We start from the raw sequence: 21,963 nt of genomic DNA, 5'->3' as shown, positions 1-21,963 counted from the left end.
GGCTAATATTCAACCATCTTGTTGAATATTTTTTTGCGCCCCGAGCGGCTGCCGGGGGCGCAAAGGGATCAGGCGTCGGCGTGCGCCAGCAGCGCGTGCAACAGCACGTTGGCGCCGGCGGCGGCCCAGCCCGGCGTGATGTTTTCCCGTTCGTTGTGGCTGATACCGTCCACGCAGGGGATGAAAATCATCGCGGTCGGCGCCACCCGGCTCAGATAACAGGCGTCGTGGCCGGCACCGGAGATCATGTCGCGATGGCTGTAGCCCAGCGTCTGCGCCGCCTGGCGCACGCTGGCGATGCAGGCGGCGTCGAAGCGGATCGGCCGATACTGGAAGATGCGCTCGGCGCGGGCGCTCAAGGCGTCGCCATTCACCGCGCCGACCGCCGCCAGCAGGCGCTGCTCCATTTGTTCCAGCACCGCTTCCTGCGGATGGCGAAACTCGACGCTGAAGAACACCTTGCCCGGCACCACGTTGCGCGAATTGGGGGTGATTTGCGCCATGCCGACGGTGGCGCGCGCGTCCGGCGCAAAGTCCAGGCCAATCCGGTTGACCGCCGTGACCAGCTCGGCAAAGCCGAGCAGGGCGTCGCGGCGGCGATCCATCGGCGTGGTGCCGGCGTGGGCGCTGAAACCGACGATCTCCAGTTCATACCAGCGCTGCCCTTGCGCGGCGGTCACCACGCCGATCGCGATGTTTTCCGCCTCGAGGATCGGCCCTTGCTCGATATGCAACTCGAAGGCCGCGTGGATCGGCAGGCCGCCCACCGGCCGTTCGCCGTCATAGCCGATTTCCCGCAATGCCTCGCCGATGCTGACGCCCTGCGCATCGCGGCGCGACAGGCCGTATTCCAGGCTGAACTCGCCGGAGAAGACCCCGGAGGAAATCATCGCCGGCGCAAAACGCGCGCCTTCTTCGTTGGTCCAGTTGATCACCTCGATCGCCCGTTCGGTGGCGATCTGGCGATCGTTGAGGGTGCGCAGCACCTCCAGGCCGGCCAGCACGCCGTAAATGCCGTCGAAACGGCCGCCGTTGGGCTGGGAATCGCCGTGCGAACCGGTCACCACCGGCGCCAGCTCGGGGCGCGCGCCTTCGCGGCGCAGGAACATATTGCCCATGCGGTCGACCCGCACGCTGCAGCCGGCCTGCAGCGCCCAGTCGCGCAGCTGGTCGCGCGCCCGCCGGTCTTCTTCGCTCAGCGCCAGCCTGGTGACGCCGTTGTTGGCGATGGCGCCGAACTGCGCCATCTCATGCAGGCTGCGCCACAGGCGCTCGCCGTCGATCTGCAGAGTCATTTTTTCTCTTCCCGAGTTTTGGCGGTGTAGCGGAAGTCGCAGCAGGGCGCGCCGGACATGATGGTCTGGCTGCGCTGCAGTTCGACGTCCGGCGCGTAGCCGACGATGAACTGGCTGTCGCGGGCGCACGACAGCAGGTGGCCGATCTCGCCCAGCCCCATTTCGTGGTACATCTCGGCGTAGCGGCAGCGGGTGACGTTATAGTCGAAGTGCCGGTCGTCCAGGTTGACCACTTCGACCCGCAGCGCGTCGTCTTTTTCCCACAGGTATTGCAGCGCGGCGAAGCTTTGCAAATCCGCGCCCGCCGGCTCCTGCGCGGCAAACCGCTTGCCGGCGTCGATGGCGGCGTTTTCAATCGCCTCGCCGATCACCGCCTGGGCGCGCGCCTTGCCGATCTCGCGCACCAGGATTTGATAGATTGGTTTGATGATCTCCGCCTCAATCCTGCGGCGGGCCAGAATGCCCAATTCGTTTTTTGCACAGCTCATCGACATGCTCCTCATGGCTTTCTTATTGTGGTGTGGCGCCGCCCAGTACGGTCTGCGGCTGCCATTTGCCGTCGACCACCTTGTACAGGGTGAAGCTCGGCCGCTGCAGGTTGCCCTGGGCGTCGAAGGCGATGGTGCCGGTTACGCCCCGATAGCGGATGGCGCGCAGCTTCGGCAGGTAGTCGGCCGGGTCGGCGGAGCCGGCCTGCTCGATGGCGGCGATCAACACCCGGGTGGCGTCGTAGGCGAAGGGCGCATGCAGCTCGATATGGGTTTTGTAGCGGTCGCGGTAAGCCTGCTCAAAGGCCTTGCCGCCCGGCATCTGCTCCAGCGGCAGGCCGGGCTCCAGCGCCACCACGCCGTCGCCTTCTTTTTGCGCCAGCGTCAGAAACGTTTGGCTGACAAAGCCGCCGGCGCCCATCAATTGAGCGCTCATGCCCAGCTGTTTCAGACGGCGGGCCAGCGGCGCCGCCTGCGAATCCACGCCGCCAAAGAAAATCAGGTCGGCGTTTTTGCTGCGAATGGTGGTCAGCACCGCGCTGAAGTCGACGGTTTTGTCGTCGACGTATTCGCGGGTGACCGGCTGCACGCCCTGTGCCTGCAGCGACTTGACGAATTCATCCGCCAGCCCCTGGCCGAAAGCGGTGCGATCGTCGATGACCGCGATGCGTTTGGCCTTCAGCTCTTTCACCGCGTACTGCCCGGCATAGTTGCCGCCGTCGTCGTCATGGCCCATCACGCGGAAGCTGGTGTCGAATCCTTGCTGCGTATAGCCGTGGCCGGTGGCCACCGGCGCCACCTGGGCGATGCCGGCGTCGTGGTAGATGCGCGCCGCCGGGATGCTGGTGCCGGTGTTCCAGTGGCCGACCACGCCGACCACGCCTTCGTCCACCAGGCGCTGGGCCACCGCCACGGCGGTGCGCGGATCGGACTGATCGTCTTCGGACAGCAATTTGAAGGTGACCGGCTTGCCGTTCAGCGTCGGCTTTTGGGCATTGGCATCGGCGATCGCCAGCTGCGCGCCGTTTTCCAAATCCTTGCCGATGCGCGCGGAAGGGCCGGTCAGCGGCCCGGCCAGGCCGATCAGCAGGGTTTGGTCGGCCAGCGCGGGGGCGCTGAGGCCGATCGTCACGGCGGCGGCCAGCGCCAAGCGGGTAAAGCGAGTTGTCTGATTCATGCAAAGCTCCCGGTGCGGTTAACAGTAACAGGGTTATTCGCCTAAGTAGGCCCGTTTGATTTTTTCATCGTCCAGCATGCCGGCAGAGGGGCCGCTGTGGCTCAGGCTGCCGCTGTCCAGCACATAGGCGCGGTCGGTCGACTCCAGCGCCAGCCGGGCGTTTTGTTCCACCAACAACAGCGTGACGCCGTCATTGGCCAGCTGTTTGATCACCTCGAAGATCGCCTCCACCACGATCGGCGCCAGCCCCATCGAGGGTTCATCCAACACCAGCAGGCGCGGGCGGCTCAGCAGGGCGCGGCCCATCGCCACCATCTGCTGCTCGCCGCCGGAAAGCAGCCCGGCCTGCTGGTCAAGCCGCTCGCGCAGGCGCGGGAAGGTGGCGTAAATCCGCGCCAGATCTTGCCGCACCGCAGCGCGATCTCGCCGGGCATAGGCGCCGAGCTGCAGGTTCTCCCGCACCGTCATGCGGGCGAAAATGCCGCGCCCCTCGGGCACCATCACCAGCCCTTGCTGCAGCAGGCGGTGCGGCGGCACGCCGCGAATCGAACGGCCGTCGAACAGGATCTCGCCGTCGAACGGCAGCAGGCCGGTCAATGCGCGCAGGCTGGAGGTTTTGCCTGCGCCGTTGGCGCCGATCAACGTCACCTGTTCGCCGCTGTTTACCGTGAAATCTATGCCCTTAACCGCATGAATGCCGCCATAGGACACTTTGAGCCGTTTTACGCTCAGCAGGGGTTCAGACATGCGCCGCGCCTCCCAAATAGGCCCGTATCACCGCCGGTTCACGGCGGATCTCGGCCGGTTTGCCCTCGGCGATCGCCTTGCCGTAATCCAGCACCGTCAGGCGATCGCACAGGCCCATCACCAGCTTGACGTCGTGCTCGATCAGCAGCAGGCTGGTGCCGCCGTCGCGAATGCGCAGCAGCAGTTCGCGCAGCGCCACCTTTTCTCCGGCGTTCATGCCGGCCGCCGGCTCATCCAGCGCCAACAGCTGCGGTTCGGTGGCCAGCGCCCGGGCGATTTCCAGTCGCCGTTGGTGGCCATAGGAAAGATCGCCGGCGCGATAGTGGGCGAACCGGCCGATGCCGACGTACTCCAGCAGCGCCTGGGATTTTTCGCGCACCGCCCGTTCCTCCTCGCGGGCGCGGCGGTGGCGAGAGATCGCCGCCCACAGGCCGTTGCGGGTGCGCACGTGGCAGCCGACCATCACGTTTTCCAGCACGCTCATGTCGTTGAACAGCCGCAGGTTCTGGAAGGTGCGCGCAATGCCGGCCTGCACCACCTTGTCGATCGCCTGCGGCCGGTAGCGCCGGCCCTGCAGGCTGAACTCGCCGCCGTCGGCGCGGTACAGGCCGGTGATCAGGTTGAAGCAGGTGGTCTTGCCGGCGCCGTTGGGTCCGATCAAACCGTAAATTTCGCCTCGATGGATGCTCATGCTGACGTCATCCACCGCCGTCAGCCCGCCGAAGCGTTTGCTGACGTGGCTTAAGCACAGCAGCGGCGTCATGAGGCGGCTCCCCGTGAATGGCGGGCCGGCCATAAACCGGCCGGGCGATACAGCATCACCAGGATCAGCGCCAGCCCGTAGAACAGCTGGCGGACGATCTCCGGATCGATCCACACCTGGCCGAACAGCGCCTGCTGCAGCGGCCCCATGCTGCTGCGCAGCAGCTCCGGCAGGGCGGCCAGCAGCAACGCGCCGAGGATCACCCCCGGTATGTGCCCCATGCCGCCCAGCACCACCATCGCCAGCACCGCGATCGACTCCTGCAGGGTGAAAGACTCGGGCGAGACGAATCCTTGGAAGGCGGCGAACAATGCACCGGCGACGCCGCCGAAGGTGGCGCCCATCGCAAAAGCCAGCAGCTTGAAGTTGCGGGTATTGATGCCCATCGCCCGCGCGGCGTCTTCGTCTTCGCGGATCGCCGCCCAGGCGCGGCCCACGCGCGAATGCTGCAGCCGCAGGCAGATAAACAGGATCGCCAGCAGCAGCGCGGCGAACAGGTAGTAGTAGAGATACAGCGACGAAAAGCGTACGCCGAACCACTCATGCATGCCGGAAAACCGCAGGCCGAACAGGCTGACCGGATCGATGGCGGAAATGCCTTTCGGGCCGTTGGTGATGTTGACCGGTCGGTCGAGGTTGCGCATCAGGATGCGCACGATCTCGCCGAAGCCCAGCGTGACGATCGCCAGATAGTCGCCGCGCAGCCGCAGCGTCGGCGCGCCGAGCAGGATGCCGCACAGCGCAGCCAGCACCGCCGACAGCGGGATCAGCAGCAAAATCGACAGGTGCAGCCCGTCCGGAAACCACTGCAACAGCAGCGGAAATTGTTGCGTCAGGTGCGGGGAAGACAGCAGCGCCGTCAGGTAGGCGCCCACCGCATAAAACGCGATGAACCCCATATCCAGCAGGCCGGTGAAGCCGACCACGATGTTCAGCCCCAGCGCCAGCATCAGGTACAGCAGGGCGAAGTCGATCACCCGCACCCAATAGTTGCCGCCGGCGGCGCCCGCCAGCCAGGGGGCCAGCAGCAGGCCCAGCATGAACAGCACCACGCCCAGCCGGAGGCGGCGGGGAGCGGCGGTCTGCAGTGCGGAAGTCAGGATAGTCATGGTTACTCCTCAGGCGCGGGTGGCGACGCGTTCGCCCAGCAGGCCGGATGGGCGGAACACCAGCACCGCGATCAGCACCAGGAAGGCGAACACGTCCTGGTAGTTGCTGCCGAAGGTGCCGCCGGTCAGTTCGCCGAGATAGCCGGTGCCCAGCGATTCGAACAGCCCCAGCAGCAGTCCGCCGAGCATGGCGCCGCGCAGGTTGCCGATGCCGCCCAGCACCGCGGCGGTGAAGGCCTTGATGCCCGGCAAAAAGCCCATCGAAAAACCGGCGTTGCCGTAGTTGCTGGCCATCATGACGCCGGCCACCGCCGCCAGCGCGCCGCCGAGCGCGAAGGTCAGCACGATGATGCGGTTGGGGTTGATGCCCATCAGGCCGGCGACCTGCGGGTTCTCCGCCGTGGCGCGCATGGCGCGGCCAAAGCGGCTGTGTTCCACCAGCAGCAGCAGGCCGGCCATCACCAGCACGGCGACGGCCAGGGTGGCGATCGCCGTGCCGGTGATCACCGCCGGCGCATGTTCCGCACCGCCGCGCGTGAGCGCTATCGGGTCCATCGGCAACAGCTGCGGGAACATCAGCGGGTTGCGCGACCAGATAAGCATCGCCAGCGTCTGCAACAGCAGCGAAACGCCGATGCCGCTGATCAACGGCGCCAGGCGCGGCGCATTGCGCAGGCGGCGATAGGCCAGGCGTTCGATCGCCATCGAGGTCAGCGCGCATACCGCCATGGCGCACAGCGCCGCCAGCAGCAGCACCGCCGCAGGCGGCAAGGACGGGAAGTGGCGTTGCAGCATGCCGATGGCCGACAGGGCGCTCAGCGCGCCGACCATCAGCACGTCGCCGTGGGCAAAGTTGATGATGCGCAGAATGCCGTAAACCATGGTGTAGCCCAGGGCGATCAGCGCGTAAATACTGCCGAGCATCAGTCCGTTGATGGTCTGCTGTACCAGCGTATCCATAGGGGAGTCCCGAAAAATGATGATTCAGGCAGGTCACACTAGAGAATTAAAAAAAATTGTAAAATACGGAAAAATAATTTCTTATACGAAAAATGAGTGTTTTTAATTTATTGATTTATTTGTATATTAATTTCAACGACTGAGCCGATTTTCCATAAAATAGTCAATATATGAAAAAAACAGAACAGTATGATGCGCCGTTGCCGACGCTGCCCAAGGATCCGCCGCTGCGCGCCGTACGGGCCTTCGAGGCGGTCGCCCGGTTGGGCGGCATCGGCGCCGCCGCCAAAGAGCTGGCGATTTCCCCCTCGGCGGTCAGCCATCAGTTGAAAACGCTGGAGGCGTTTCTGCAGATGCCGCTGACCGAACGCCAGGGGCGCACTCTGATCCTGCGCGACGAAGGGCGGGAGTATTACCGCTCCATTCGCGCGGCGTTTAACGTGCTGCGTCAGGCCACCGAACAGGTGCGCGAGCGGTCCGCCTCGCGCCAGGTCACCATCAGCCTGATCCCGCTGTTCGGCATGGGCTGGTTTATCCCGCGTTTGCGCGGTTTTCTGCGTGAAAATCCGGATATCGACATCAACGTGGTGTACGCCAATCACCGAAATTACCTCAGCGACGCCGCCGATCTGTCGATCCGTTTTGGCGTCGGCCAGTGGACCGGCTACCGCAGCGAAAAGCTGATGTCCGGCAAGATGGTGCCGGTGTGCAGCCGCGCCTTCGGCAAGCTGCATGGCCTGCTGGATACGCCGGATCAGCTGGCGTCGCTGCCGCTGCTGCACGACGAAGAACGCAGCGCCTGGATGCAGTGGTTCCAGCAGGCCGGCGTGAAGCGCCCGCCGCGCAGCGCCGGCCCGATGTTTGAAGACGGCTTGCTGACGCTGGCGGCGGTGCAGGCGGGATTGGGCTGTGCGCTGATGCGTGAACCGCTGATCGCGCCTTATCTCCACGGCGGTGAGCTGATCAAACTGTTCGACCTGGCCGTCGACGACGGGCGCGACTATTACCTGTGCGCGCGCCAGGACAGCGAACTGTCGCAGGAGGGGCGGGATCTGCAGCTGTGGCTGCGGCGCGAAGCGGCGGCTCAGAACGCCGAGTCATAACCTGCAACCAAGGGGTATTTCAGCACCGCGCGCGCTCAGGATAGAGTGCAGGCCCACAGGATGACAAACAGGGCACGACGATGCTGTTCGATTTAAACGCGCTGGGCGCCGAACTGCCCGAGGGCTAGGCCAACGCCTTCAGCGCCGTCTGCACCGCCGCCGTCAGGCGCTCTTTCGTGACGCCGTCACGCGCTTGCACCGATAGCCCGTGCAGAAACGCCGCGAAGTAATCGCCCAGGCCCTCGGCATCGGTGGCGGGCGGCAGCTCGCCGTTTTGCACCGCCAGCCGCAGCCGCTCGATAATGTCCTGGGTGCGCTGGCGGCGATGCGTCGCCAGCCAGTCTTTCAGCCCGTCGTTTTCCGCGCTGACGCTGGCGGCGGAGGACACCACCATGCACCCCCGCGGCAGATCCGGCCGACTGTAGAGCTGTACGGCGTCGTTCAGCAGGCGTTCGAGCGCCGCCCGCACGCCGGTTTCTTCGCTAAACGCCCGATCGGCGAAGCCGCCCTCGTGGCTTTCATAGCTGGCGACGGCCTCGCGAAACAGCTGCTCCTTGGAACCGAATGCCTTGTAAATGCGGGCCGAGGCGATGCCCAGCTCGGCCACCAGATCCGACATCGAGGTGCCTTCATAGCCCTGGCGCCAGAATAAATCCCGCGCTTTCACTAACGCCTGTTCGCGATCGAACTCGCGTGGTCTGCCTGCCATCAGCGTGCTCCAATTTGCCTTTCATTCAGCGGCATAGCATTGCCTAAACCGATCAATTTGTAAATTCCGCTTGCCGCCGCGCAGATTCGGTCCTATTGTTTGTCAATCGACAACCAATAGGAGTCTAGGATGAAAACCCTCAAAGGTCCAAGCCTGCATCTCGCCCAATTTAGCGATGACGCCGCGCCGTTCAACAGCCTGCCGGCCATTGCCCAATGGGCCGCCGCCACCGGTTTTAAAGCCCTGCAAATCCCGGCCTGGGATCGGCGGCTGTTTGACTTGGCCACCGCGGCGGAAAGCCAAACCTACTGCGACGATCTGCGCGGCATGCTGGCGGAGCGGGGTTTGGTGGTCAGCGAGTTGACCACGCATATTTTCGGCCAGCTGATGGCGGTGCACCCGGCCTACGATGCGCTGTGCGACAGCTTCGCCCCTGCGCAGCTGCATGGCGACCCGCAGGCGCGCGGCGAATGGGCGCGCGAACGGCTGCTGCTGGCGGCGCGCGCTTCCGCCCGGCTCGGCCTGAGTGAAATGGGCACCTTCTCCGGTTCGCTGGCCTGGCCGTATTTGTTCCCGTTCCCGCAACGCCCGGCGGGGCTGATCGACACCGCGTTCGATGAACTTGCCAAGCGCTGGCTGCCGGTGCTCGACGCCTGCGAGGAGCAGGGGGTGAACCTGTGCTATGAAATCCACCCCAGCGAAGATTTGCACGACGGCGTGACCTTCGAAATGTTCCATCGGCGGGTGGGTGCCCATCCGCGCTGCCAGATGCTGTTCGATCCGAGCCACCTGGTGCTGCAACAGCTTAACTACCTGGATTTTATCGATATCTATAAAGACGTTATCCGCATGTTCCACGTCAAGGACGCCGAGTTCAACCCGAGCGGGCGGCAGGGCATTTATGGCGGGTATCAGTCATGGGCCGATCGCGCCGGCCGTTTCCGTTCGCTCGGCGACGGCCAGGTGGATTTCAGGGCGATTTTTTCGAAGCTGACGCAGTATGGTTACGCGGGCTGGGCGACGCTGGAGTGGGAGTGCTGCCTGAAGCACCCGCAGGATGGCGCGCGCGAAGGCGCGGCATTTATTCGCGATCGCATCATTCACGTCACCGACAAAGTGTTCGACGACTTCGCCGGCGCGCCGGTTAACCAACGGCAAATCAACGCGTTGCTTGGCATCCGCTAAGCCGCCCCTCAACACGGAGAATATCCATGAAACAGCACGAAAACGGGTCCATGCCGTATGGACCTGAGCCGGAGCACGCCTATCTGAAGGTCAATGGCCAGCGCATACACTGCGCGATCCTCGGCGAAGGCGCGCCGGTGCTGCTGATCCCCGGCTGGCCGCAGACCTGGTATACCTGGCGCCATGTGATGCGCGCGCTGGCCTTGGCCGGCTTTCGGGCGATAGCGGTCGATCCGCCGGGCATCGGCGACTCGGACAAACCCCTGAGCGGTTACGACACCGGCAGCGTGGCGGCGACGCTGCACGCGGCGATGGCGCAGCTGGGGCACTCGCGTTACCAACTGGTCGGGCACGATATCGGCATGTGGATCGGCTACGCCATGGCGAGCGATTTCCCGCAGGCCGTGGAGCGGCTGGCGCTGACCGAAGCGGTGATCCCCGGATTGGCGCCGGCGCCGCCAATCTTTGTCGCGCCGGAGGAAAACATCTTCCTGTGGCACTTCATGTTCAACCAGCTGGCGGACCTGCCGGAAACCCTGACCCATGGCCGAGAACGCCAGTATCTGAGCTACATCTTCAACCGCTGGTCGCACCGCCGCGATCGGGTGGCGGCGGAGACCTACATCGCCGCCTATTCGGCGCCCGGCAGCCTGCGCGCGGGGTTTGATTATTATCGCGCCATTCCGGAAACCATTCGGCAGAATCGGCAACGCGCCGCGTCCCCGCTCGACATGCCGGTGATGACCATCGGCGCGGAGCACGCCACCGGCGAAGCGCCTTTCGCCACCCTGCGGGACAATGCGCGTAACCTGCGCGGCGAGACGGTGGCCGACTGCGGCCACTTTATTACCGAAGAGTGCCATGAGGCGTTTAACGCGCTGATTGTGCCGTTTTTGTCGGGAGAGCGCGATGCCACTTGACGCTCAGATAGCCCGCCTGCTGTTCGAGCCGGCGGGTTAAATAAAAAAGCCCCGCACTGCGGGGCTTGGCTGTTTCATCCGGGGCATCAGCGCCCGGCGACGGTCACGAAGCGGGTTTCCAGGTAGGATTCGATCGCCTCGCTGCCGCCTTCGGTGCCGTGGCCGGAGTCTTTCACACCGCCGAACGGCGTCTCCGGCAGGCCGAAGCCGATGTGGTTGATGCTCAGCATGCCGCTTTCCACGTCGCGGCCCAGGGCGTTGACGGTGGCGACGCTGCGGCTGTAGGCATAGGCCGCCAGGCCGTACGGCAGGCGATTGGCTTCGGCGATGGCGTCGTCATAGCTGGCGAACGGCCGCAGCAGGGCGACCGGGCCGAACGGCTCTTCCGACATCGCGCGGGCGCTCAGCGGTACGTCGCGCAGCACCGTCGGCTCGAAGAAGTTGCCTTTGCCCGCCACGCGCTTGCCGCCGGTGCAGGCTTTCGCTCCTTGGGCAATCGCGTCCTGCACGAAGGCCTCGATGGCGTCGACGCTGCGGCCCAATACCATCGGGCCCATGGTGACGCCGTCTTCCTGCCCGTTGCCGAGCTTGATTTCGCGCACCGCAGCGGTGAACTTCTCCACAAAGGCCTCATAGACCCCTTGCTGGATCAGGAAGCGGGTTGGGGCGATGCACACCTGGCCGGCGTTGCGGAACTTGGCCAGCGCCAGCTCTTTGGCGGCCGCGTCGAGGTCTGCGTCGTCAAAAATCAGCACCGGGGCGTGCCCGCCCAGCTCCATGGTGGCCTTTTTCATATGCTGACCGGCCAGCGCCGCCAGATGTTTGCCCACCCGGGTCGAGCCGGTGAAGGAGATCTTGCGGATGGTCGGATGCGGGATCAAATACTCTGAAATTTCCGCCGGGGTGCCGTACACCAGCGCAATCACGCCGGCCGGAACGCCGGCGTCGGCGAAGGCTTTGATCAGCGCGGCCGGGGAGGCCGGGGTTTCTTCCGGGCCCTTGACGATGATCGAGCAGCCGGCGGCCAGCGCGGCGGAAAGTTTGCGCACGATCTGGTTGATCGGGAAGTTCCACGGCGTGAAGGCGGCCACCGGGCCCACCGGCAGTTTCAGGGTTTGCTGCTGAACGTCGCGGGCGCGCGAGGGGATGATTTGGCCGTAGGTGCGGCTGGCCTCGCCGGCGAACCAGTCGATGACGTCGGCGGAGTTGAGGATCTCGACCCTGGCCTGCGCGACGGGTTTGCCCTGTTCCTGGCTCATGGTGGTGGCGATGGCGTCTGCGCGCTCGCGCAGCAAGGCGGCGGCCTTGCGCATCAGGATCGCGCGCTGATAGGCGGAGGTGTCGCGCCAGATCTTGAAGCCGCGTTCGGTGGCGGCCAGCGCCAGATCGAGGTCGGCGGCGGCGGCGTGCGCCACCTGGCCGAGGGTTTCATCGGTCGCGGGGTCGGTGACCGGGATGGTTTTGCCGGCCAGCGCATCGCGCCATTGGCCATCAATATACAGTTGAGTATCCGGATACATGGTTGCCTCTTGCTTACGGGGGATCAGGCGGCGGTTATTCGCGATGACGCCGACCTGAACCGGACAGGGAACAATTACCCTACGCGGAATTAGACCGATCGTCTAGGCGCGGCGCACGAAAGCGCCCGCGCCGCTACTCAATCGCGCAAATTTTGGCTATGCTGGGGGCCGATGAGGCCATGTGACAAAGGTGATGCGGTGCAGGGTGTTCCAGAACAGTTTCCGTTTGAAAAGGACTGCGCGCAGTTTCGGCATTTGCCCCACTTACCGGGTGTAGAACTTTATCAGGCGCATATCGAACGCTACGCCTTCGAACCGCACACCCACGACGCCTTCGCCATCGGCACCGTGAACGCCGGGGCGGAGCGTTTTCGCTACCGCGGCGCGCAGCATCTGGCGGCACCGGGTTCCCTGGTGCTGATGAACCCCGACGAACTGCACACCGGCGAAGCGGAGACCCCCGGAGGCTGGCGCTACCGCATGCTCTATCTGGCGCCCGAGGCGCTGGAACAGCTTTCCGGTGAACGGGGGCAGTGGTTCACCGACGCGGTGCGCGAGGATCCGCTGGCGGCGCAGCGGTTGTCCGCCATTCTCGCCGGGCTGTGGCGGGAACATGACCCGCTGGCCATCGACGGCCTGTTGCTGGAGGCGGTCGGGCTGTTGCGCCCGCACATTCGCGTGGCGCACGGGGAAAAGGCCGAAGCGGCGCACCGCTTTGAGATTGTTAAACAGTATCTGCGCGATAATTTCTCCGAAGCCATTACGCTCAACCAACTGGCTGCGCTGGTATCGCTCAGCCCGTACCATTTTCTGCGTAAATTCAAGGCCGAATACCACGTTTCGCCGCATCAGATGCTGATGGCTATCCGCCTGTCGCAGGCCAAGCGGCTGTTGGAGCGCGGCCTGCCCGCCGCTCAGGTGGCGGCGGCGGCGGGGTTGACCGACCAGGCGCACCTGACGCGCGCCTTCGCTAACCGTTACGGCGTCACGCCGGTGCGTTTTCAAAAACAGGTTAAATTGGGTTAAAACAGCAACCTGCTACAATAATTTCCCCCTGGGTTCCGTTACGCTGCTCCCATGATGATTGCCCGGGGAATGCCGGCTTAGCGTGGGAGTGGTGATGTTTATTGGCGTGTTGTTTGCCCTGATGGCCGGGCTGATGTGGGGGTTGATCTTCGTCGGCCCGCTGTTGGTGCCGGATTATCCCGCTGCGCTGCAGTCCACCGGGCGTTATCTGGCCTTCGGGCTGATCGCCTTGCCGTTGGCCTGGCTCGATCGTCGCCGTTTGCGGCGGCTGCTGCGCAAAGACTGGCTGGAGGCGCTCAAGCTGACCGCCATCGGCAACCTGCTGTATTACCTGTGCCTGGCCAGCGCCATTCAGCGCACCGGCGCGCCGGTTTCCACCATGATCATCGGCACCTTGCCGGTGGTGATTTCCATTACCGCCAATCTGTTTTATGGCCGGCACGACGGGCGCCTGGCCTGGCGCAAGCTGGCGCCGGCGCTGGTATTGATCGGCTGCGGCCTGGCCTGCGTTAACGTCGCCGAGCTGCGGGGCAACGAGGCGCCCCTCGACGGTTGGCGTTATCTCAGCGGCCTGGGGCTGGCGCTGTTGGCGGTGGCTTGCTGGACCTGGTTCCCGCTGCGCAACGCCCGCTGGCTGCGGGAGAACCCGACGCAGCGGCCCGCCACCTGGGCCACGGCGCAGGGGGTAGTGACCTTGCCGCTGGCGCTGTTGGGCTATCTGCTGGTATGCGGCCAACTGGCCATTACCCAGCCTGCGTTCGCATTGCCGTTCGGGCCGCGGCCGGAAGTGTTTATCCTGCTGATGCTGATCATTGGCGTATTCTGCTCCTGGCTGGGCGCGCTGTGTTGGAACGAAGCCAGCCAGCGTTTGCCGACGGTGCTGGTGGGGCCGCTGATCGTGTTCGAAATTCTGGCGGGGCTGGCCTATACCTTCATCTTGCGCCAGGCTTGGCCGCCGTTGTTGACGCTATGCGGCATCGCCTGTTTGATTGTCGGGGTGGTGTATGCCATGCGCATCAAACCGCAGCCGGTGGAGGAAGGGGAATAACGCCCGCCGGCACTGCGGCGGGCGGATGGGGTTAACGCTGGCGGTGATGGATAATCTCTTCGGCCACGTTGCGCGGCGCTTCGGCGTAGTGGCTGAACTCCATGCTGTAGGTGGCGCGCCCCTGCGACATCGAGCGCAGGGTGGTCGAGTAACCGAACATCTCGGACAGCGGCACCTTGGCGTGGATCATCTTGCCGCCGCCGCCCGGGATATCCTCCATGCCCTGCACCAGCCCGCGGCGGGAGGATAAATCGCCCATCACGTTGCCGGCGTAGTCCTCCGGCGTTTCCACCTCGACCGACATGACAGGTTCGAGGAGCGCCGGGTCCGCCAGGCGGCAGGCTTCTTTAAAGCCGAAGATCGCCGCCATGCGGAATGCCTGCTCCGAGGAGTCGACGTCGTGGTAGGAGCCGAAGGTCAGATGCACCTTGACGTCCACCACCTGATAACCCGCCAGCACGCCGTTGTTCAGCGCTTCCAGCACGCCTTTTTTCACCGCCGGGATGAACTCGCCCGGGATCACGCCGCCCTTGATCTCGTCGAAAAATTCGAAGCCTTTACCCGGCTCATTCGGTTCGACGGTGAGCACCACGTGGCCGTACTGACCCTTGCCGCCGGACTGGCGCACGAACTTGCCCTCGACGTCGGTCACCCGCTTGCGGAGGGTTTCCCGATAGGAGACCTGCGGCTTGCCGGTGGCGGTTTCCACGCCGAATTCGCGCCGCATGCGGTCGACGATGATTTCCAGATGCAGTTCGCCCATGCCGTAAATGAGGGTCTGGCCGGACTCTTCGTCGGTGCGCACCCGGAACGAAGGATCTTCCGAAGACAGGCGCTGCAGCGCGATGCCCATTTTTTCCTGGTCGCTCTTGGTTTTCGGCTCGATCGCCTGGGCGATCACCGGCTCGGGAAACGTCATTTTCTCCAGCGTGACGATGGCGTCGGGATCGCACAGGGTGTCGCCGGTGGTGACGTCCTTCAGCCCGACGCAGGCGGCGATATCGCCGGCGTGCAGCTCATCCACGTCCTTGCGGTCGTTGGCGTGCATCTGCACGATGCGGCCGATGCGCTCTTTCTTGCCCTTGATCGGGTTGTAAACGCTGTCGCCTTTCGCCAGCACCCCGGAATAAACCCGCACGAAGGTCAACTGGCCGACGAACGGGTCGGTCATCAGTTTGAACGCCAGCGCCGAGAATTTTTCATTGTCGTCGGCTTTGCGGGTGACTATCTCATCGTGTTCGCCGTGGCCCTCCATCGGCGGCACGTCGAGCGGCGAAGGCATCAGCTCGATCACCGCATCGAGCATGCGCTGCACGCCCTTGTTGCGGAACGCCGAGCCGCACAGCATCGGCTGGATTTCGCCGGCCACGGTGCGCACCCGCAGGCCGTGGACGATCTCTTCCTCGCTCAGCGGCACCTGATTGAGATATTTCTCCGTCAGCTCTTCCGAGGCTTCGGCGGCGGCCTCGATCATGTTCTCGCGCCATTCCTGAGCCGATTCGCGCAGCTCGGCCGGGATCTCCTCAAAGCTGAAGCTCATGCCCTGCGAAGCCTCGTCCCACAGGATGGCCTTCATCCGCACCAGATCGACCACGCCGGTGAAATGGTCTTCGGCGCCGATCGGGATGACGATCGGCACCGGATTGGCCTTCAGGCGCTCGATCATCATTTTGCGCACCCGGAAGAAATCGGCGCCGACGCGGTCCATCTTGTTGACGAACGCCAGCCGCGGCACTTTGTACTTGTTGGCCTGGCGCCAGACGGTTTCCGACTGCGGCTGTACGCCGCCGACCGAGTCATAGACCATCACCGCGCCGTCCAGCACGCGCATCGAACGCTCCACCTCAATGGTGAAGTCGACGTGCCCCGGGGTGTCGATGATGTTGATGCGATGCTGCGGGTAATTATGCTGCATGCCGTTCCAGAAGCAGGTGGTGGCCGCCGAGGTAATGGTGATGCCGCGCTCCTGCTCCTGCGCCATCCAGTCCATGGTCGCCGCGCCGTCGTGAACTTCGCCCAGCTTGTGACTGACCCCGGTGTAAAACAGGACGCGCTCGGTGGTGGTGGTCTTGCCGGCGTCGATATGCGCGGAGATGCCGATGTTGCGGTAGCGTTCGATAGGGGTAGTGCGTGCCATAATCAACCTTTCTTAGCCGCGAGAAGGGCGTGCGGCTTAAACAGCATGAATATTGATGATAATCCTCAATGGGTTATCTGCCGGACCGCGCCGCCTCGGCGGTGGTCACAAAGTAATCGTAGTTGATGGCGGGGGGTTTATTAACCGATGGCTGCGATAGGCGGGAAATAAAAAGGGCCCGTAACGGGCCCCTTGTCTGGCTGGCGTAAAAGGTCTATTTACGGCCCAGCAGGAAGCCGAACACGATGCCCACCGCCGCGGCAATGGCCACGCCGGCCAGCGGATTTGATTCCACCTGGGTTCTTACGCTGTCGGCCGCATCTCGGGCGGCATAGCTGGCCTGCGAGGCGTATTTGCGCGCCGCGCCGCGAACCTGATGCTCCTGCGAGTCGGTGGCTTTGCCAAACGCTTCTTCTACCGCGCCGGCCGCTTCGTTGGCTTTGTCTTCAGCTTTTCCAAACATATGACTCTCCTGTTCCTTGTTGGATAAACGAACCTTAAGCCTAGCAGAGGAAATGGCCGCGTGACGGATAATCGCGCCTTATGGGAGCAATCCGAGCGCGGGATAGCCACCGCGCGCCTTCACCCGGCAGGTTTTTTATGGTCTATTGGTCAGCTGTTTAACCGGGGCTATTTACCCTGAACAGATTCGCCGAGTTGAAAGGACTCCCCATGTCAGTACTGCGTATTCTGGTGTTGCTTGCCGCCGCCGCCAATCTGCCCGCCCATGCCAAACTGCCGGTCCGCGCCGCCGCGCCGGAAAGCAGCATCCGCTGGCAATCTTGCCTGAACAGCGGATTTCAGCGCTGGTTCGAAGATACGCCGCCGCCCGGCTTGCGCTGCGGCTACGTCGACGCGCCGCTGATCTACCCGGAAAGCGCCGGCCAGGCGTTGTCGGACCGGAGCGAAACCGTGCGTCTGGCGCTGACGCTGCTGCCGGCCACCGGGCCGAAAAAGGGCAGCCTGGTGGTGATCGCCGGCGGGCCGGGGCTGCCGGGCATCAATCCGCAGCTGGCCGCCGACGCCAGCGTCGCCCGCCTGAGAAAATCCTACGACATCATCGGCTACGATCCGCGCGGCGTGGGGCAGTCGACGCCGAAGATCGCCTGCCAGCGCGGCGAAAACGACGAAACGCCGTCGCCGGATGACAATGACCTGGCCGGCGCGGAAAGCCAGGTGCGGGAAATGATCGCCGCCTGCATCAGGCAAACCGGCGCCGAGGCGCTGCAGCATATCGGCACCGATGAGGCGGTCAACGACCTGAACGTTATCCGGCGCGCGCTGGGCGAACCGGGGTTGACCGCGGTGGCCTATTCCTACGGCACCAAGGTGGCGGCGCTGTACGCCGAGCGCTACCCGAAGAAAACCCGCGCGCTGGTGCTGGATGGCGTGGTGGACCTGGCCGAAGACGACTTTGCCCAGCGGGTGAATCAGGAACGGGCTTACCAGCAGAGCTTCCAGCGCTTTGCGGCCTACTGCGGCAAAACCGGCAGCTGCCCGTTGTCCGCCGACGCCAATCAGGCGCTGCAAAGCTACCATGCGATGCTGCGCCAACTGCACGAACGCCCGTTCGTGACGCAGGACGGCTACGAGATTTCCGCCGATGACGTCATTACCGCAACCCGCTCGCTGCTGCCATGGCCGGAGCGTTGGCATGAACTGGCTACCCTGGTGCGGCAAATCAACGCCGGCATCGCCGGCCGGCAGGTCGCCGATCTGATTGACGAAAGCTACTCGCCGGACGCCGATGACGCCCTGAACGTCATTACCTGCGCCGATGTCGCCGACCCGGGCGCCGATCCGCAGCGGCTGCGGCGGCAGCGTCAGGAGGTCAACACCGCCGCGCTGTTCAGCCATTATCTGCCGCTGCACGAGTATCCGCTGGAAATGTGTGACCTGTGGCCGTACCGCGGCAAGGATCGGCCGCATGCGGCGGTAGCGTCGCCGTCGCTGCCGCCGCTGCTGTTTGTCGGCCAGCGTTACGATCCGGCCACGCCATACCGCAACGCGCAGGCGATGGCCGCCAGGTTCAAAAGCCCGCTGATCACCCGCGAACGGGACGGACACACGCTGGTGCTGAACGGGATCGATCGCTGCGTGGATGAAAGCGTGGTGGATTACCTGCTGGCGCCGAAAAAGCCGCGGCGCGACAAGGTGTGCCGCTGAGGTGGCCGGGCGGAGGCCCGGCTTTTTTGTGGCAACCGGTTTTACGCCGGTGTATTACAAAGCCAACGCCACGCCGATTCAAAAAATAAAGAAGGCCGAATAATATCGGCCTTCTTTATGATTTATTCCATTAATAACAGTTTCCTAAATACTCCATCAACGGCGGAGGTTATTTTCTTCCCGCCGGCGAAAACACCGCCTATACTGCGCCGGTAGTTTATATGCAGTATCTCGTTTGGCGAGGCTCCTATACAAACACAGGTTACTGATCTGACGACATCGAGAGATGCCCAAGGTTAAGACAGGCTTTATCGAATTAAGGTTCAGCCCAAAGTAACTTCTGAGTAACACTTCAGATACGTTGTATAGTGCTAAAACCTGGACGCGGAGATAGGCCGTCTGCACTCCCTCTTTGGTTGCGCCCCTATGCGATTCGCTGTTGAAGTTCAAACAGAAATAGGGACTGACAATGACTCAATCACTTAAAAATCATTCCTCTGCGGCGCTGGCCAATGCTGAAGTTCTCGATGAATCTTCGGTTGCCGGCTATATGAGCGCCGATTGATTATTTATTTCAAAATCGCCCAGTACGCATTGGGCATTTAACCATCACCCCGCGCCGGCCCGGGCGGGGATGTTATTTATCACCAGGAGGACGTAGAACGCAATGGACACCGACCAACCCCGCTTTTTAATTAAAGAGGTTTTTATCGATAACGGTTAACTGAGGACGAGATAATGGGAAATATGACGGTTTTTGTAGGATTCCTGGCAATAATCAGCTCTCTGGGCCTGTTGGCGGCCTATATGAGCACCAAATGGGATGATTGATGAACGCTAAAGATCCGCCTGGATGCATCCTCCCCATAATGGTTTTATTTTTTATGGGGAGGATTTAACGGCGCGCTGAACGCCGCCTGAGAAACGGAGTATAACGATAATGATGATATTAATTCTGGGGTTGCTCTACGCCATTTTGATGATTGCCGTGGGCGTTAATGAAATTTACTTTTACACCACCGGAAAATCCGAATTCCTCACCAGTTTAACGCTGACATTTTCCGGCAGCATGCTGCTGGTCGCCTTTGTCTGGCAACTCTCCGCGAAAGTAAAAAAATAAATCACCTAAGCCCGGCGTTTGCATCAGCCCGCGGAGGTAAACGCCAGTCGCCAGTGCGGCCGCTCGCCGGGCGTATCAATCCAGGCGCGGTAGGCGTCGGGCGGCATCAGCGACAGCCAAAAGGCCAGCGCGCCCGGGTTATCCGCCAACACCGACAGCTGCCAGCGGCCGGGGTGCAGGGCGAACAGCGCCCGGGCGGCGCTTTGGCCGACGCCGTATTTTCGCCATGGCCGAGTGACGTAGAATTCGGCCATTTCCCGCACCTCAGGATCCCGCATTCTGACCAGGGCAAATCCCACCGGTTGGCGTTCGTTGAAAATCAGATAGGGGTAGCGCCCGGCTTCCCGCCAGTAGAGCGGCAGATGGGGGTAGTCGATGTCGGCGCCGAGCTCGCCAAGATAGTCGGGCAGCATGGCGGCCAGCAGCGGCTGCTGCGCACGGGATGCGGCCTGGAGCAGAATATTCATCTCACCTCCGAAAGCTGAAAACGGCCGCCGCAGGGCGGCCTGTGAAAGGTTAGCCCAGATTCAGCCGGGCGCTAATCGCCGCAATCTCGCGTCGCCAGCGCGCCTGCAGCTCGGGTTTCTGATGCCGGGGCTTGCGCGCCAGATCCTCCTGCAGCTTGCTTTCCAACGACAACAGGGCGGCAAGCAGCGCGTCCTCGTCATCATCCTGCGGCGCGGCGGCCGGGCGGTTCAGCGCGCTTTGGCCGTCGCCATCGCCATCACCGCCGAGGCGGGCATAAACCGGCGCCAGATCGTGCCATTCCGTCAACCGTTGCCGGTCGATCAGCCAAAAGCGGTTGCAGCTCTGCTCGATCAGCATCCGATCGTGGGTCACCAGCATCACCGCGCCGGGAAACCGCCGCAGCGTTTCCGCCAGCTGTTCTTTGCCCGCCATATCCAGGTGGTTGGTGGGTTCGTCCAGCAACAGCAGCGAGTAATTGGCTAACGTCAGGCCGACGAACAACAGCCGCGAACGTTCGCCGCCGCTCAGCGAACGCACCGGCTGCTGATGGCGAAGGTAGGGGAAGCCGGCGCCGATCAGCGCCATTTTCCGCTGTTCTTCGGTCAGCGGCGCAAACGGCGTCAGCGCTTCGCTCAGCGTATCCCCGTCGCGCAGCTGCCGCAGGCTCTGATCGTAATAGCCGATCCGCACCCGCGGGTGGAAGGTCACCCGCTGCGGATCCTGCCGCAGAGACTCGCGCCACAGCTGCCGCAACAGCGAGGATTTGCCGCAGCCGTTGCGGCCGACGACGGCGATGCGATCGCCGCTCTTCACCTGCAGCGGCTCCAGGCGAAACAGCGCCGGCGCATCCGCCGCCGGGCGAACCTCCAGCTGCGGCAGCGCCAGCAGGCGATCGGCGTCCAGCGCCTCGCCCTGCAGCCGCAGCCGCCACTGGCTGCCGGCGGTCAGCTCGGTCTGAGCTTCTTTCAGCCGGTCGACGCGCTTTTCCATTTGCTTGGCCTTGCGCGCCAGATCTTCGTTGTCGTACACCCGGCCCCAAATCGCCAGCCGCCGGGCGCTGTTCTCCACCCGGTCGATCTCCTTTTGCTCGGCCTGGCGGCGATGCGCGTCCGCCGCATCCCGCTCCTCAAGCGCCTGGCGCGCGGCGGAACAGGGCAAACGGAAGAACTGCAGGGTGCCGTCGCGCAGGATCCAGGTGCAGTTGGTGACCTGATCCAGCAAATAGCGGTCGTGGGACACCAGCACAAAGCTGCCGCCCCAGGTCTGCAGAAATTGTTCCAGCCACAGCAGCGTGGGCAGGTCCAGATGGTTGCTGGGTTCGTCGAGCAGCAGCAGGTCCGGTTGGCCAATCAGCGCGCGCGCCAGCAGCAGCCGGGTATGCTGGCCGCCGCTGAGCGTGCCGGCGGTCAGCGGCCAGCTCTCGGGGGCGAACCCCAGGCGGGTCAACAGCGCCTCGCAGCGCCAGCGTTCGCTCAGATGCTGGCTGTGCGGCAGGCGCGCCAGCACCGTATCCAGCAGGGTGCTGGCGCGCAGCGCTTCCGGCAGCCGCTGTTCCACCAGGGCCATCAGACATTTCTGTGACGACGTCACGCTGCCGGCGCCGGCGGGCAGGTCGCCGCTGAGGATTTTCAACAGGGTGCTTTTGCCGCAGCCGTTGTGGCCGATTAAGCCGATGCGATCGCCTTTTTTCAGGCTGAAGGAAACCTCGCTCAGCAGGGGGCCGAACGCGTTGTCGTAACCGACGGATTGTGCAGAAAGTAATGTGCTCATTGCTTACTCAAGATTAACGGCATAGTCATGCCTATCGTCAAACATCGCTGACGACAACCCGGTAAGCCGGAGGGAAGGAACTCAGATTTTAGTAAGCTTCGCTCAAGCTGGGTTATCGCAGCACGATACCGGTAACGCTTGAGCGGCGGCAATTACTGTAGAAGTGTGAGTAAATAAACAATTCACACATCGGCATAGTAATCCTCCTTTTATAATTTTGATTAATAGGTGAGCTGAGTATAGGCGGCTTTT

General features: G+C 63.4%; 21 protein-coding genes and 1 riboswitch. Of the genes, 8 read left to right on the top strand and 13 right to left on the bottom strand.

Annotated elements, in window-relative coordinates; all coding sequences use genetic code 11:
• Nucleotides 1-68 precede the first annotated feature (68 nt).
• Genes CKW09_RS12980 through CKW09_RS12950 form a run of 7 tightly spaced genes read right to left on the bottom strand, consistent with a single transcriptional unit; the run spans nt 69 to nt 6,539 of the window.
• Nucleotides 69-1,295: a Zn-dependent hydrolase gene (locus CKW09_RS12980; RefSeq protein WP_061795197.1), complete on the bottom strand. Its 1,227-nt coding sequence runs from the start codon at nt 1,293-1,295 to the stop codon at nt 69-71.
• Nucleotides 1,292-1,783, bottom strand: a complete 492-nt coding sequence (locus CKW09_RS12975) for an L-2-amino-thiazoline-4-carboxylic acid hydrolase (protein ID WP_061795198.1) — start codon at nt 1,781-1,783, stop codon at nt 1,292-1,294. Before CKW09_RS12975 ends, CKW09_RS12980 begins: the two co-directional genes overlap by 4 nt.
• A gap of 22 nt (nt 1,784-1,805) precedes the next feature.
• Nucleotides 1,806-2,960 (bottom strand): branched-chain amino acid ABC transporter substrate-binding protein, encoded by a 1,155-nt coding sequence (locus tag CKW09_RS12970; protein WP_061795199.1) that lies wholly within the window; start codon nt 2,958-2,960, stop codon nt 1,806-1,808.
• A 33-nt stretch (nt 2,961-2,993) separates the two neighbouring features.
• Nucleotides 2,994-3,707, bottom strand: coding sequence for an ABC transporter ATP-binding protein (locus tag CKW09_RS12965; protein ID WP_061795200.1), 714 nt, complete (start codon nt 3,705-3,707; stop codon nt 2,994-2,996).
• Nucleotides 3,700-4,470 carry an ABC transporter ATP-binding protein gene (locus tag CKW09_RS12960; RefSeq protein ID WP_095097676.1) on the bottom strand — a complete coding sequence of 257 codons (771 nt, stop codon included), beginning with the start codon at nt 4,468-4,470 and terminating at the stop codon, nt 3,700-3,702. Before CKW09_RS12960 ends, CKW09_RS12965 begins: the two co-directional genes overlap by 8 nt.
• Nucleotides 4,467-5,579 carry an ABC transporter permease subunit gene (locus CKW09_RS12955; RefSeq protein ID WP_095097673.1) on the bottom strand — a complete coding sequence of 371 codons (1,113 nt, stop codon included), beginning with the start codon at nt 5,577-5,579 and terminating at the stop codon, nt 4,467-4,469. The genes CKW09_RS12960 and CKW09_RS12955 overlap by 4 nt, the downstream gene beginning before the upstream one ends.
• Before the next feature lie 9 nt (nt 5,580-5,588).
• Nucleotides 5,589-6,539: a branched-chain amino acid ABC transporter permease gene (locus CKW09_RS12950; protein WP_061795203.1), complete on the bottom strand. Its 951-nt coding sequence runs from the start codon at nt 6,537-6,539 to the stop codon at nt 5,589-5,591.
• A gap of 170 nt (nt 6,540-6,709) precedes the next feature.
• Here CKW09_RS12950 and CKW09_RS12945 point away from each other — a divergent pair, with 170 nt between their 5' ends.
• Nucleotides 6,710-7,642, top strand: a complete 933-nt coding sequence (locus CKW09_RS12945; protein WP_095097671.1) for a LysR substrate-binding domain-containing protein — start codon at nt 6,710-6,712, stop codon at nt 7,640-7,642.
• A gap of 124 nt (nt 7,643-7,766) precedes the next feature.
• On the opposite strand, the gene CKW09_RS12940 is transcribed toward CKW09_RS12945, so the two are convergent.
• Complete coding sequence (locus CKW09_RS12940) at nt 7,767-8,351, bottom strand: TetR/AcrR family transcriptional regulator (RefSeq protein WP_061795204.1); 585 nt, start codon at nt 8,349-8,351, stop codon at nt 7,767-7,769.
• 129 nt (nt 8,352-8,480) lie between these two features.
• Between CKW09_RS12940 and CKW09_RS12935 the strand changes: the two genes are divergently transcribed.
• Both CKW09_RS12935 and CKW09_RS12930 read left to right on the top strand, forming a co-directional pair.
• A complete protein-coding gene (locus CKW09_RS12935; RefSeq protein ID WP_061795205.1) occupies nt 8,481-9,536 on the top strand; it encodes a sugar phosphate isomerase/epimerase family protein in 1,056 nt (351 codons plus the stop codon).
• Between the two features lie 26 nt (nt 9,537-9,562).
• Nucleotides 9,563-10,456, top strand: coding sequence for an alpha/beta fold hydrolase (locus tag CKW09_RS12930; RefSeq protein WP_095097669.1), 894 nt, complete (start codon nt 9,563-9,565; stop codon nt 10,454-10,456).
• An 86-nt stretch (nt 10,457-10,542) separates the two neighbouring features.
• On the opposite strand, the gene CKW09_RS12925 is transcribed toward CKW09_RS12930, so the two are convergent.
• On the bottom strand, nt 10,543-11,976 hold the full coding sequence (locus CKW09_RS12925) for an NAD-dependent succinate-semialdehyde dehydrogenase (protein WP_061795207.1): 1,434 nt from the start codon (nt 11,974-11,976) through the stop codon (nt 10,543-10,545).
• Between the two features lie 198 nt (nt 11,977-12,174).
• Here CKW09_RS12925 and CKW09_RS12920 point away from each other — a divergent pair, with 198 nt between their 5' ends.
• A complete protein-coding gene (locus CKW09_RS12920; protein ID WP_095097667.1) occupies nt 12,175-13,002 on the top strand; it encodes an AraC family transcriptional regulator in 828 nt (275 codons plus the stop codon).
• Nucleotides 13,003-13,096: 94 nt separating this feature from the next.
• The gene (locus tag CKW09_RS12915) at nt 13,097-14,050 is read left to right on the top strand and encodes a DMT family transporter (RefSeq protein WP_061795209.1); all 954 of its coding nucleotides are present in this window, start codon (nt 13,097-13,099) and stop codon (nt 14,048-14,050) included.
• Nucleotides 14,051-14,081: 31 nt separating this feature from the next.
• On the opposite strand, the gene fusA is transcribed toward CKW09_RS12915, so the two are convergent.
• Both fusA and CKW09_RS12905 read right to left on the bottom strand, forming a co-directional pair.
• Complete coding sequence (gene fusA / locus CKW09_RS12910) at nt 14,082-16,187, bottom strand: elongation factor G (RefSeq protein WP_095097665.1); 2,106 nt, start codon at nt 16,185-16,187, stop codon at nt 14,082-14,084.
• Between the two features lie 214 nt (nt 16,188-16,401).
• Complete coding sequence (locus tag CKW09_RS12905) at nt 16,402-16,650, bottom strand: glycine zipper domain-containing protein (RefSeq protein ID WP_061795210.1); 249 nt, start codon at nt 16,648-16,650, stop codon at nt 16,402-16,404.
• A 209-nt stretch (nt 16,651-16,859) separates the two neighbouring features.
• Between CKW09_RS12905 and CKW09_RS12900 the strand changes: the two genes are divergently transcribed.
• The 3 genes from CKW09_RS12900 (at nt 16,860) to CKW09_RS12895 (ending at nt 19,473) form a co-directional block, all read left to right on the top strand.
• Complete coding sequence (locus tag CKW09_RS12900; protein ID WP_095097663.1) at nt 16,860-18,353, top strand: alpha/beta hydrolase; 1,494 nt, start codon at nt 16,860-16,862, stop codon at nt 18,351-18,353.
• Nucleotides 18,354-18,576: 223 nt separating this feature from the next.
• Nucleotides 18,577-18,750: riboswitch (M-box (ykoK) riboswitch) on the top strand.
• Nucleotides 18,751-19,091: 341 nt separating this feature from the next.
• Entirely contained in the window at nt 19,092-19,184 is a 93-nt protein-coding gene (mgtS, locus tag CKW09_RS24555) for a protein MgtS (RefSeq protein ID WP_145957250.1), read from the top strand.
• A gap of 109 nt (nt 19,185-19,293) precedes the next feature.
• Nucleotides 19,294-19,473, top strand: coding sequence for a hypothetical protein (locus tag CKW09_RS12895; RefSeq protein WP_061795212.1), 180 nt, complete (start codon nt 19,294-19,296; stop codon nt 19,471-19,473).
• Nucleotides 19,474-19,496: 23 nt separating this feature from the next.
• Here CKW09_RS12895 and CKW09_RS12890 read toward each other — a convergent pair whose 3' ends face one another.
• A complete protein-coding gene (locus CKW09_RS12890; protein ID WP_115939797.1) occupies nt 19,497-19,940 on the bottom strand; it encodes a GNAT family N-acetyltransferase in 444 nt (147 codons plus the stop codon).
• A gap of 49 nt (nt 19,941-19,989) precedes the next feature.
• The gene (locus tag CKW09_RS12885; protein ID WP_061795214.1) at nt 19,990-21,711 is read right to left on the bottom strand and encodes an ABC-F family ATP-binding cassette domain-containing protein; all 1,722 of its coding nucleotides are present in this window, start codon (nt 21,709-21,711) and stop codon (nt 19,990-19,992) included.
• Nucleotides 21,712-21,963: the final 252 nt, after the last annotated feature.

The sequence above is a fragment of the Serratia ficaria genome (assembly GCF_900187015.1).
GTDB classification, from domain to species: domain Bacteria; phylum Pseudomonadota; class Gammaproteobacteria; order Enterobacterales; family Enterobacteriaceae; genus Serratia; species Serratia ficaria.
This window is presented reverse-complemented; position numbering and strand designations above follow the sequence as displayed.

What these genes read in the sequence shown, in the direction of transcription:
- CKW09_RS12980 (WP_061795197.1), bottom strand. Translation starts at nt 1,295, where the DNA reads ATGACTCTGCAGATCGACGGCGAGCGCCTGTGGCGCAGCCTGCATGAG.
- CKW09_RS12975 (WP_061795198.1), bottom strand. Translation starts at nt 1,783, where the DNA reads ATGAGCTGTGCAAAAAACGAATTGGGCATTCTGGCCCGCCGCAGGATT.
- CKW09_RS12970 (WP_061795199.1), bottom strand. Translation starts at nt 2,960, where the DNA reads ATGAATCAGACAACTCGCTTTACCCGCTTGGCGCTGGCCGCCGCCGTG.
- CKW09_RS12965 (WP_061795200.1), bottom strand. Translation starts at nt 3,707, where the DNA reads ATGTCTGAACCCCTGCTGAGCGTAAAACGGCTCAAAGTGTCCTATGGC.
- CKW09_RS12960 (WP_095097676.1), bottom strand. Translation starts at nt 4,470, where the DNA reads ATGACGCCGCTGCTGTGCTTAAGCCACGTCAGCAAACGCTTCGGCGGG.
- CKW09_RS12955 (WP_095097673.1), bottom strand. Translation starts at nt 5,579, where the DNA reads ATGACTATCCTGACTTCCGCACTGCAGACCGCCGCTCCCCGCCGCCTC.
- CKW09_RS12950 (WP_061795203.1), bottom strand. Translation starts at nt 6,539, where the DNA reads ATGGATACGCTGGTACAGCAGACCATCAACGGACTGATGCTCGGCAGT.
- CKW09_RS12945 (WP_095097671.1), top strand. Translation starts at nt 6,710, where the DNA reads ATGAAAAAAACAGAACAGTATGATGCGCCGTTGCCGACGCTGCCCAAG.
- CKW09_RS12940 (WP_061795204.1), bottom strand. Translation starts at nt 8,351, where the DNA reads ATGGCAGGCAGACCACGCGAGTTCGATCGCGAACAGGCGTTAGTGAAA.
- CKW09_RS12935 (WP_061795205.1), top strand. Translation starts at nt 8,481, where the DNA reads ATGAAAACCCTCAAAGGTCCAAGCCTGCATCTCGCCCAATTTAGCGAT.
- CKW09_RS12930 (WP_095097669.1), top strand. Translation starts at nt 9,563, where the DNA reads ATGAAACAGCACGAAAACGGGTCCATGCCGTATGGACCTGAGCCGGAG.
- CKW09_RS12925 (WP_061795207.1), bottom strand. Translation starts at nt 11,976, where the DNA reads ATGTATCCGGATACTCAACTGTATATTGATGGCCAATGGCGCGATGCG.
- CKW09_RS12915 (WP_061795209.1), top strand. Translation starts at nt 13,097, where the DNA reads ATGTTTATTGGCGTGTTGTTTGCCCTGATGGCCGGGCTGATGTGGGGG.
- fusA (WP_095097665.1), bottom strand. Translation starts at nt 16,187, where the DNA reads ATGGCACGCACTACCCCTATCGAACGCTACCGCAACATCGGCATCTCC.
- CKW09_RS12905 (WP_061795210.1), bottom strand. Translation starts at nt 16,650, where the DNA reads ATGTTTGGAAAAGCTGAAGACAAAGCCAACGAAGCGGCCGGCGCGGTA.
- CKW09_RS12900 (WP_095097663.1), top strand. Translation starts at nt 16,860, where the DNA reads ATGTCAGTACTGCGTATTCTGGTGTTGCTTGCCGCCGCCGCCAATCTG.
- mgtS (WP_145957250.1), top strand. Translation starts at nt 19,092, where the DNA reads ATGGGAAATATGACGGTTTTTGTAGGATTCCTGGCAATAATCAGCTCT.
- CKW09_RS12895 (WP_061795212.1), top strand. Translation starts at nt 19,294, where the DNA reads ATGATGATATTAATTCTGGGGTTGCTCTACGCCATTTTGATGATTGCC.
- CKW09_RS12890 (WP_115939797.1), bottom strand. Translation starts at nt 19,940, where the DNA reads ATGAATATTCTGCTCCAGGCCGCATCCCGTGCGCAGCAGCCGCTGCTG.
- CKW09_RS12885 (WP_061795214.1), bottom strand. Translation starts at nt 21,711, where the DNA reads ATGAGCACATTACTTTCTGCACAATCCGTCGGTTACGACAACGCGTTC.